The organism is Actinomadura sp. NPDC048032 (genome assembly GCF_040653175.1).
Classification (GTDB): Bacteria; Actinomycetota; Actinomycetes; order Streptosporangiales; family Streptosporangiaceae; genus Spirillospora; species Spirillospora verrucosospora.
In genome coordinates this window covers 1-9,347 of sequence record NZ_JBEZJP010000340.1, presented here as the reverse complement: position 1 = coordinate 9,347, position 9,347 = coordinate 1, and the positions used below count along the sequence as shown (strand labels likewise).

Below are 9,347 nucleotides of genomic sequence, written 5' to 3'. Positions count from 1 at the left end.
TCGAGCCGATGACCTGCCCGCCCAACGCGTTCGTGTCCGGGGAGGACGTCGTGGGCCTCGAACCGGGCGCCGAGTTCAGCGGGACCTGGGGAATCACTGAGAGTAAGTGATCGACCGCAGAGGGTGGTTGAAGTGAACAAGAAGCACATGAAGATCGCCGCCATCGCCTTCACGGCGTGGTACGTCATCAGCAGGCCCGAGGGGGCGGCGCATCTCGTCAACGGCGCCCTGAGCGGGCTCGGCAACGCCGCCGAGTCGTTGTCGCAGTTCATGAGCGCCATCCCGAACTGAACGCCGGGTCCCGGGCCCCGTACCCCCGCCGGTGCGGGGCTTCTCTTCGCGACGCCACCATGAAGTTGCCCGTACGTCACAGTAAAATCGCGCTTTGCGGGCAGACGCGGCTGGGCACAATGGAGATCGGGTCGATTGTGTCGCGCGCTACGGACAGGGATGGCGTTACGGATGAAGAAGAACCTCCGCTATGTGGCGATCGCCTTCGTCATCTTCTACTTGCTGAGCTCACCGACGGATGCGGCAGGAGTGGTCAACAACGCCTTCAGTGAGTTGGGCAACGCGGGCAACCAGCTCGCCGCCTTCGTGAACGCCTTGGGCAACTGACGGGCGCCCCGAGGGCGTGAGGGCGGCCGGCGGCGGGAACCACCCGCCCGCCGGCGGCGTCAGCGGCGAGGACGCGGCCGATCCGCGGAGCGATCTCCTAGGATCGGCCCCATGTCTGTCTTCGACGTAGAGATCGAGGGCCTGCGCGGCGGGCCCGCGGACCTCGAGCAGTACCGGGGCAAGGCCGTCCTGGTCGTCAATGTCGCCTCCAAGTGCGGCCTCACCCCGCAGTACTCCGGCCTGGAGCGGCTGCAGGAGACGTACGCCGGACGGGGCTTCACCGTCCTCGGCGTCCCCTGCAACCAGTTCATGGGGCAGGAGCCCGGCAGCTCCGAGGAGATCGCCGAGTTCTGCTCGGCGACCTACGGGGTCACGTTCCCGATGACCGAGAAGGTCGAGGTCAACGGTGAGGGCCGGCATCCGCTGTACCGGGAGCTCGTCGGCGTCCCCGACGGCGAGGGCCACACCGGCGACATCCGGTGGAACTTCGAGAAGTTCCTGATCGCTCCGGACGGCGCCGTCGCGGCCCGCTTCGCGCCCCAGACCGAGCCGGAGTCCGCCGAGGTCGTCACCGCCATCGAGAGGGCCCTTCCGGCCTGACCGGGAACGCGCCCTCCGGCCGGGGGGCGCGTTCGCCGGGGGTGTGAATCGCGCCACACCGCGCGGGCGTTGCCTCGTATTCGATGGCCCGTCTAACTTGTGGATTCGCGACAGGACGTGGAGGTGCCCCCATGGGCGGATGGACGGCCGGAGACATCCCCGATCTGCGCGGGCGGCGGGCGATCGTCACCGGGGCCAACAGCGGCATCGGCTACCACACCGCGCTCCAGCTCGCCCGGCACGGCGCGTCCGTCGTGCTGGCCTGCCGCAGCGCCGAGCGCGGCCGGGCCGCCCTGGAGCGGATGAAGGCCGCCGCGCCGCAGGGCGACCTCGTCCTGGGCTCCCTCGACCTCGCCGACCTGGCGTCCGTGCGGGAGTTCGCGGCCCGGCACGGCGAGGCGCCGCTCGACATCCTGGTCAACAACGCCGGGGTGATGGCGATCCCGCGCCGCTCCACCGCCGACGGCTTCGAGATGCAGTTCGGCACGAACCACCTCGGCCACTTCGCGCTCACCGGCCTCCTGCTGACCGCGCTGCGCGCCGCCCCGTCCGCCCGCGTCGTGACCGTCACCTCGGGCTTCGCCTGGACGGGCCGTATCGACTTCGACGACCTGCAGGGCGAGCGCCGGTACCGCAAGTGGACCGCCTACGGCCAGGCCAAGCTCGCCAACCTGGTCTTCGCCAAGGAGCTCGACCGGCGCGTCCCGGAGGTGACCAGCGTCGCCGCCCACCCCGGTTACGCCGCGACGAACCTGCAGCAGGCGGGGCCGCGCATGCAGGGCAACACGCTCATGGAGAAGGCCACCGGGCTGGGCAACGCGGTGGTGGCGCAGTCGGCCGCCGCGGGCGCGCTCCCGTCCCTCTACGCCGCGACGGCGCCGGACGTGCGCGGCGGGGCCTGCTACGGCCCCCGCCTGTTCCAGTACCGGGGCGCTCCGGCCAAGGTCGTCACGCCCCGGCATGCGGACCGTCCCGGCCTGGGCGAGCGCCTCTGGGACGTGTCCGAGAACCTCACGGGCGTCACCTACGCCCAGGCGAAGGCCTAGCGCCGCCCGCCGCGGCCCGGGAGGTCACGGCCCCCGGTCGATGTCCCAGTCGAGGGTGGCGGGGACGGAGCCTTCGAGGGTGAGGAGCCAGCGCTTGACCTCGACTCCGGAGCCCCCGCTGTAGCCGCCGAGCCCGTTCGAGGCGACGACGCGGTGGCAGGGGACGATCAGAGGGATCGGGTTGGAGCCCATGACCTGGCCGATGACCTGGGCGTGGACGCCGGTGCCGCTGCGCTCTCCCAGGTCGCCGTAGGTGAGGACCTGCCCGTAGGGGACCGTCTCGTACAGCGTCGAGAGCACCTGCCGCTGGACGTCGGACGTGAGCCGCCAGTCGATGGGCAGCTCGAAGTGCTTCAGGTCGCCGGTGAAGTAGTCCCGCAGGGCCGCCAGGGCTGGGGCGAGGCGGGCGGGGGCGTCCACGACGGGCAGCGCGGTCGCCTTGGCGGTGCGGGCGCGCGCGGCCGGGGTGTCGCGGAAGTGCAGCGAGACGACCCCCGTCTCGGTCTCGCCGACGAGCAGGCGGCCGAGCACGGTGTCGACCGTTCCGAACGCCAGGGTCTCGGTCATCGTTCAGCGCTCCTTCCGCCGGGCTCAGCGTCCCACACCGGACCGGCTCCTCTTCCAACACCGGCCTGGCCCATCACGTTGCGAGCGTGCGGTGCAGGCGGGCGGACTCCTTCACCAGGCGGCTGGAACCGCCGCGAGCGGCCACGTCCTCAAGGCCCGGGACGGCGTCCCGGGCGCCGGTCGTCTCCGCCAGGCGGGTCGCCAGGGCGATGAGGTCGGGGACCCCGGTCACGGCGCGCTCGCCGGGGGCGGGGAGCGCGTGCGGGAGGGCCGCGGCGAGGATCGCCCAGACTCCGGCGTGCCCGCCGCCGTCGGCGGCCGCCGTGAGGGCCTTCACCGCGCGGGGGAGGGTGAGGCGCTTCAGGGCGGAGAGCCGTCCGAGCGCCGTGCCCGTCTCGGCCGCCGGCAGGCCGCCCCGGGCGCTGAGGACGAGCAGCGCCTCGACGGCGTCCGCGCGCTCGTTCTGGCTCCGGTGGGCGAGCGCGCAGGCGAGCAGCGTCCCGGTGGCGGAGCCGGTGGGCCCGTCGGCCCCGGCCAGGTCGAGCATGACGGCGCCCTGGCCCAGCTCCTCCTCGCTCGCGCCCGCCAGGTCGGGGGCGAGATGCGCGGCGGTCACCTCGCGGTGGGACGGCAGGACCGACGGCCAGAACCCCTGGGCCGCGTGGATCCCCGCCGTTCCGAAGTCCGTCCAGCCGTCCTCGGGGAAGGCGCACAGGTGGGCGATGTCGGAGTCGCCGGGGACGTCCACCGTGGACAGGATCCGGGTCGGCAGGCGCAGCGTGCGGCCGCGGACGCTCGCGAGGGGCTTGTCGAGGACCGTGCACTCGACGGCGGGGTCGGCGAGCCCCCCGTCCGCCAGCCAGGACGCGAGGGTCCGGCCCGCCTTGGACTCCAGCCGCCGCGCGCGTCCCACCGCGGCCGGGTCGATCTCGCGCGGCACGCGCAGCATCGCCTGGGTGAGGTCGGCCCGCCCCGGTTCCGCGCCCGCCGCCTCGATCCGTTCGAGCCGCGCGACCAGCACGTCCGGGTCGACGTGGCCGCTGCCCTCGGTCGGGGTCGCGAGGAGGACGGGCACCTTCCCGACCATGGACGCGATCTCGTGCCTGCGCAGGGTGAGGAAGCGCTCCATCTGCGGGCTGAACACCGTCCCGGCCGCGCGGGACCGCCCCTTCAGGAGGGAGGCGAGCGCATCCCTGAGGCCGTGCGATTTCGGCGGGTGCAGGAGGCTCCGCACCGGCAGCGCGATCCAGCTCGCCTTCACGTAGGGGCGCCAGTACCCGTGGCGGTCGGAGTCGGTGAGCCAGGGGGCGACGTCGTCGGCGGGTTTCCGGAGCGCCGCGCGCGTCGCCTCCGGGTCGCGGTAGGCGAACTCGACGAGCGCGGCCAGGAAGCGTTCGGACGTGCGCCACTCCTCGTCGGCGCGCAGCAGCACCGCGAACTCCTCGGCCAGTTCGTCGAGCGAGCCGATCGGGGCGGGCGCCTCGCGCGGGGTGAAGGGCGGCGGTCCCGGGGACCGCTCGGAGTCGTCGGTCGCCTCGACCGCGCCGAACGCCGCGGCGACGGGCTCGCGCAGGACGGCGGGCAGGTCGCGGGCGGCGGCACGGACCTCCTCGTGGACGGCCCCGCTCGCGTGGGCGGCGTGCTTGGCGGCGATCGCGACGGCGCGTTCGCGCAGGTCGAGCGCGTCGGAGTGGAAGACGGCCGTGACGGCGCGCAGCGTGGCGTCGACCCGGTCGCGCTTGCGGGCCGTGCGGTCGAGCCAGATCAGCGCGGCCTGGACGAGCTTCTTCTCGGGACGGAACAGCAGCGCGTCCGCGGCCTCGTCGAACAGCGCGGCGTCGAGCCCGTCCCGGTCGTCGACGCGGCGGACCTGGCGCAGGGCGAGCCCGGCGACGGTCGAGGGCGCGGCCGGGAGCAGGCGGACGTAGTCGCGCACGCGGGCGGCCGTCTCGTCGTCGTCGGGCTCCAGCGTGTCGTGCAGCGCGATGAACCAGCGGAGGTCGCGGGCGGTGCCGCCGCGCAGGAAGCGGCGGACGCAGCCGTCGAGCAGGACCGCGCGGTCGAGCCGCCCGGTCGCGGCCAGGCCGGCGAGGGCGCCTGCCCAGCCGCCTATGCGGGGACGGTTCCACTGGGGCCTCGCCCCGTCCTCGGCGAGGGCGCCTCCCACGGCCTCCACCTCGAACAGCCTCGGGACGAGCGCGTCCAGGAACGGGTCGCCGGCGTCGGGGAGGTCGCGCTCGGTCACCCAGCCGACCACGAAACCGTCCGACTCGGGGACCGTCCCGGCCGACTCGGCCAGCACCGCCGCCATGTGCCACAGCAGCGACTCGCCGCCGGAGACGCGGAACCGGGCGGCGACGCGCCGGGCGACCTCGGCGCGCCACTCGTCCGGGCGCGTGGACGTGACCGCGCGCAGCGCCTCGCAGGTCCGGGCGGGGCCGTCCTGGGTCCACCACACGCGCAGGTCGCGGCGGCACAGCCACGCGGCCGCGGCCGCCGGCCCGCCGAGCGTGCCGGCGCCGGCGACCAGCAGCGGCTCCAGCGTCATGTGGGGCAGCTCGCCGTGGCGCGTCGCGGCGCGCATCGCCTTCAGGCGGTCGGGCAGGTCCTTGGCGACGGCGCGGCGGGCGTCGTCGTCGAGCTCGGCGACCAGGCGCGCCGTCAGCTCCACGTCGCCGGCGTGGAGCGCCTTCTGGAGGTCGTCCTCGCGGGCGCTCATCGGGCCGCCTCCGCGCTCGCCTCGCGGCGGACGATCCGGGCGGCGAGGACGTGCTTGCACGGGCCGCGCCCGCCCCGGTGGTCGTACCACCACGGGCAGGTGCAGGTGGCGCGGTCGCCGTCGAAGCGGACCTGGCGCTCGCCGCCGTTGCCGGAGACGACCGCCGCGTCCTCGGCGGTGAACCGCACGGCGCCCTCCTCGACCAGCGCGCGCGCCGAACGCAGCCGCGGGTTGAGGTCGGCCACCCGCGCCGGGTCGTAGGGCAGTTCGCGGTGGAAGTACGCGGCCTCGGCGGTGTCGAAGCCGACGCGGCCGGACGTCCCGAGCTGGACCAGCGCCGCCTTCGTCCGCGCGAGCGGGAGCCCCGACCGCTCGGCCAGGAGGTCCGGCTCCACGCGCGGCTCGAAGGACAGCAGGGTGCCGAGCAGGTCGGCGTCCCCCGCCGCCTCGTCGGTCGAGACGGCGTCCAGCACGGCGCCCTCCCCGGAGAAGCCGCGCGAGTGCTGCGGCGACAGGGTCAGGACGTACCGCATGCCGGGCAGCTCCAGCTCCCAGACGCTCGACACCGGCCTGCTCCCGCCGGCGACGGGCGGCCCGTAGACGCGGAGCGCCTTCGCGAAGCGGAGCAGCGGCAGCAGCGTCCGCAGCCGGTCGGGCCCCGCCAGGCAGACCGCCCCGGGGGACGGCCGCGCCGCGACCCGCAGCGTCCGGCCCGCGGGGACGACCCACAGCGGCCCGCGCCCCCCGCGGGGCAGGGACCGCAGGAACCGCACCGCGTCGGGCCCGGCCAGCTCCCCGCGCGGGTCGAACCCGGCCGTGATGACCTGGACCTCGGCGAAGCCGCGCAGCCAGCGGTCGGGGAGCGGGACCTTCTTCTCCACCACGGCCCCGTCCATCGTGGTGACGGCCATCTCCCCGGCGCCGACCGCCAGGTGCAGCGGGTCGGACCCGCCCACGCGGGCGAGCGCCTCGCGCAGCGGCCCGTTCACGTCCACGTTCGTCGTGCCGCGCTCGTGGACCTCGCCGTCCAGCGCCGGCTCCAGCACGTCCAGCCGGGCGTACACGCCGCCGCAGGCGGAGAAGGACTCCATCCGGATCCGGTCGCCGTTGCACGTGACGACCGGGTCCCGGAACGAGGTGGGACGCGGCTGGTAGTACCGCGTCTGCGCGACGTCGGCCAGGGCGAGCAGTCCGGCCGCCGCGGCCCCTGGCTGCGTGAGCACGCCGCTGAAGAAGTGCGGGTGCGCCTGCGGCCCGCTGCTGGTCGTCCCGCCGGACGTGGAGAGCCCCAGGAGCCCTTCGTCCAGCCCGGACGGGCTCGTGTACCGGTACGACTGCGCGGCCCCTGCCGCCATCGTGCTGCTCGCCATGCCGGAAACGTAGGGCTTCAGACTGACAAATCAGGCCGAATTCGCGATCAGGAGATCTGGTCGGGGAAGAGCAGCGCCAGTTCGCGCGGGTGGGCGGCGATGAGGCGCAGCTCGTCGTCGGTCAGCGGGCGGCCCGTCTGGGCGTTGCAGAGCTGGACGAGCTGGAAGGCCAGATCCTCGTCGGCGGGCTCGGCGCCGAGGCCGTCCATCACGTGCCGGAAGCCCGCCTTGCCGCCGTACTCGCCGGTCAGCACGACGCGGCCGGGACGGGCGTGCCAGTCGTCGGGGAAGGGGCCGAGCGTCGCCTCGTCGTACAGCTCGTAGTTGCCGTGGTCCTTCAGCGCGCCGTCCGCGTGGATGCCGGACTCGTGCGCGAACGCGTTCCGTCCCACGCCGACCTGGTTGGCGGGCAGCGGCTGGCCGAACGCGTAGCTCGCCCACAGCGCGAAGCGGCGCGCCCACCCGAGGTCGATCGTATCGCCGATCTCGGCGCGCCCCTCAAGGCCGAAGCCGTGGCGGAACGCCAGGATCGTCGACAGCAGGTCGGCGTTGCCCGAGCGCTCGCCGATGCCGTTCACGCACGTGTTGATCCAGGTGTCCTGGCCGGCCTCCAGGGCGCCGAGCGCGCCGCTCACGGAGTTGGCGACGGCCATGCCGAGGTCGTTGTGGCAGTGGGTCTCGACCGGCATCGCGACGGCGGAGGCGAGCCCGGCGAAGCGCTCCCTGATGCGCTCCGGCGTTTCGCCGCCGATCGTGTCGCAGTACCGGACGCGGTCGGCGCCGGCCTCCTTCGCGGCGAGCGCGAACTCGGTGAGGAAGCCCTCGTCGGTGCGCGAGCCGTCCTCGGCGTTGACCCCGACCGTCCGCGCGCCGCCCGCCTTGGCCGCGCGGACCGCAGCGACGGTCTCCCGGATGATCGCGTCGCGGTCGAGGCGGCCCCGGAACTTGTTGGCGATCATGTAGTCGGACGTCGAGATGGACAGGTTGTAGTGCGCGAGCCCGGTCCCTCCGGCCCGCACCCGGGCGGCCTTCTCCACGTCCGCCGCGACGCCCCGGCACCACCCCGAAAGGCGCAGGTCCCCGAACGCGCCCGCCTCCGCCAGCGCGATCTGCGCCCGGACGTAGGGGACCTCGTGGAACAGGAACGGGAAGCCGATCTCCGACTGCGCCACGCCCAGCCGCCCCAGGTAGAAGTTGACCATCGTCTTGCCGAACTTGGACAGGCCCGTCCGGGCCGTCTGGACGCCGTCGCGGTTGGTGACGTCCAGGAAGTGAATCTGTGGCATGGCCCCAGATTGACACCGGCAATCCTGTGTATCAATATTGACGAAAATCAATGTACGGGGATGAGGATGGCGGACGAAGAGCAGCTCAGCGGGTGGATCGACGCCAAGGCCGCGGCCGAGCGGCTCGGTGTGAAGCCCGCCACGCTCTACGCGTACGTGAGCCGGGGCGTGCTGCGGCGCCGGCAGGCGCCGGACGGTCGCCGCAGCCTGTTCGAGGCCGCGCAGGTGGAGGAGCTGGCCCGGCGCGGCAGGCCCCGCCGCCCGCCGGGGCCGGGCGAGCTGGCGATCGAGTCGGCGATCACCGCGCTCGGCGCCGACCGCCACTACTACCGGGGCCGCGACGCCCTGGAGATGGCCGGGAGCCGGACGTTCGAGGAGGTCGCCGCCTGGCTGTGGCAGGGGCGCGACGAGCCCGGGGAGCCCGAAGGAGGCGCCGAGCCCTGGCGGGCCAGGGCGGACGGCGTCGCCGCGGCCGTCGCGGCCCAGTCCGGCCTGCCGCCGGGGCTCCTCCCGCTCGACCGCCTCCACCTGATCGCGGCCGCGCTCGCCGCGACCGACCCGCTGCGCCACCACCTCGATCCCGAGGGCGTCGTCGCGACCGGGCGGGCGCTGATCGCCGGGCTCGTCGAGGCCCTGCCCGCCGCGAACCGGGCCCCCGGCGGCGGACGGGGCGGCGAGGGGAGCGGCGGACGGATCGCCGAGCGGCTCTGGAACCGGCTGTGCCCGCACCCGCCCGGGGACGCGGGGCTGCTGCGCGCGTTCGAGGCCGCCATGATCCTGCTGGCCGACCACGAGCTCGCCGCCTCCACCGTCGCGGCCCGGGTCGCCGCGTCCGTGCGCGCCGACCCCTACGCGGTCGTCGCGTCCGGGCTCGGAGTGCTGAGCGGCCCGCTGCACGGCGGCGCGTCCTACGGCGCGGAACGCCTGATCGCGGAAGTCGCCGACCCGGAGGCGGCGTCCCGCGTGGTCGGGGAGCGGCTGCGCGGCGGCGAGCCCGTGCCGGGGTTCGGGCACGCGGTCTACAAGTCCGGCGACGGGCGCGCCGCGCTGCTGATGGACCTCGTCCGGGCCGCGGCGCCCGGCCACGACCGGCTCGCCGCCGCGGAGGCCGTGCTCGCCGAGGCCGCCCGGCGCCGCCTGC

The 9,347-nt window shown here is 74.7% G+C and carries 9 protein-coding genes; 5 read left to right on the top strand and 4 right to left on the bottom strand.

Going from position 1 to position 9,347, the window contains the following annotated elements:
- The first annotated feature begins 132 nt into the window (after positions 1–132).
- The 4 genes from AB0C69_RS31755 (at position 133) to AB0C69_RS31740 (ending at position 2,264) form a co-directional block, all read left to right on the top strand.
- The gene (locus AB0C69_RS31755; protein WP_179278923.1) at positions 133–291 is read left to right on the top strand and encodes a hypothetical protein; all 159 of its coding nucleotides are present in this window, start codon (positions 133–135) and stop codon (positions 289–291) included.
- Between the two features lie 171 nt (positions 292–462).
- Complete coding sequence (locus tag AB0C69_RS31750) at positions 463–618, top strand: hypothetical protein (RefSeq protein WP_185025660.1); 156 nt, start codon at positions 463–465, stop codon at positions 616–618.
- A gap of 111 nt (positions 619–729) precedes the next feature.
- A complete protein-coding gene (locus tag AB0C69_RS31745) occupies positions 730–1,218 on the top strand; it encodes a glutathione peroxidase (protein ID WP_353834510.1) in 489 nt (162 codons plus the stop codon).
- 131 nt (positions 1,219–1,349) lie between these two features.
- Positions 1,350–2,264, top strand: coding sequence for an oxidoreductase (locus AB0C69_RS31740; protein WP_360358679.1), 915 nt, complete (start codon positions 1,350–1,352; stop codon positions 2,262–2,264).
- A 24-nt stretch (positions 2,265–2,288) separates the two neighbouring features.
- Here AB0C69_RS31740 and AB0C69_RS31735 read toward each other — a convergent pair whose 3' ends face one another.
- The 4 genes from AB0C69_RS31735 to AB0C69_RS31720 form a co-directional block, all read right to left on the bottom strand.
- Positions 2,289–2,831 carry a methylated-DNA--[protein]-cysteine S-methyltransferase gene (locus tag AB0C69_RS31735; protein WP_345184596.1) on the bottom strand — a complete coding sequence of 181 codons (543 nt, stop codon included), beginning with the start codon at positions 2,829–2,831 and terminating at the stop codon, positions 2,289–2,291.
- A gap of 73 nt (positions 2,832–2,904) precedes the next feature.
- Positions 2,905–5,550: a DUF6493 family protein gene (locus AB0C69_RS31730; RefSeq protein ID WP_360358678.1), complete on the bottom strand. Its 2,646-nt coding sequence runs from the start codon at positions 5,548–5,550 to the stop codon at positions 2,905–2,907.
- Entirely contained in the window at positions 5,547–6,920 is a 1,374-nt protein-coding gene (locus tag AB0C69_RS31725) for an SWIM zinc finger family protein (protein WP_360358677.1), read from the bottom strand. Before AB0C69_RS31725 ends, AB0C69_RS31730 begins: the two co-directional genes overlap by 4 nt.
- A 47-nt stretch (positions 6,921–6,967) precedes the next feature.
- Entirely contained in the window at positions 6,968–8,206 is a 1,239-nt protein-coding gene (locus AB0C69_RS31720) for a hypothetical protein (protein ID WP_360358676.1), read from the bottom strand.
- A gap of 66 nt (positions 8,207–8,272) precedes the next feature.
- Between AB0C69_RS31720 and AB0C69_RS31715 the strand changes: the two genes are divergently transcribed.
- The coding region (locus AB0C69_RS31715; protein ID WP_360358675.1) for a citrate/2-methylcitrate synthase at positions 8,273–9,347 on the top strand (1,075 nt) is incomplete at its 3' end.

What these genes read in the sequence shown, in the direction of transcription:
- AB0C69_RS31750 (WP_185025660.1), top strand. Translation starts at nt 463, where the DNA reads ATGAAGAAGAACCTCCGCTATGTGGCGATCGCCTTCGTCATCTTCTAC.
- AB0C69_RS31745 (WP_353834510.1), top strand. Translation starts at nt 730, where the DNA reads ATGTCTGTCTTCGACGTAGAGATCGAGGGCCTGCGCGGCGGGCCCGCG.
- AB0C69_RS31740 (WP_360358679.1), top strand. Translation starts at nt 1,350, where the DNA reads ATGGGCGGATGGACGGCCGGAGACATCCCCGATCTGCGCGGGCGGCGG.
- AB0C69_RS31735 (WP_345184596.1), bottom strand. Translation starts at nt 2,831, where the DNA reads ATGACCGAGACCCTGGCGTTCGGAACGGTCGACACCGTGCTCGGCCGC.
- AB0C69_RS31730 (WP_360358678.1), bottom strand. Translation starts at nt 5,550, where the DNA reads ATGAGCGCCCGCGAGGACGACCTCCAGAAGGCGCTCCACGCCGGCGAC.
- AB0C69_RS31725 (WP_360358677.1), bottom strand. Translation starts at nt 6,920, where the DNA reads ATGGCGAGCAGCACGATGGCGGCAGGGGCCGCGCAGTCGTACCGGTAC.
- AB0C69_RS31720 (WP_360358676.1), bottom strand. Translation starts at nt 8,206, where the DNA reads ATGCCACAGATTCACTTCCTGGACGTCACCAACCGCGACGGCGTCCAG.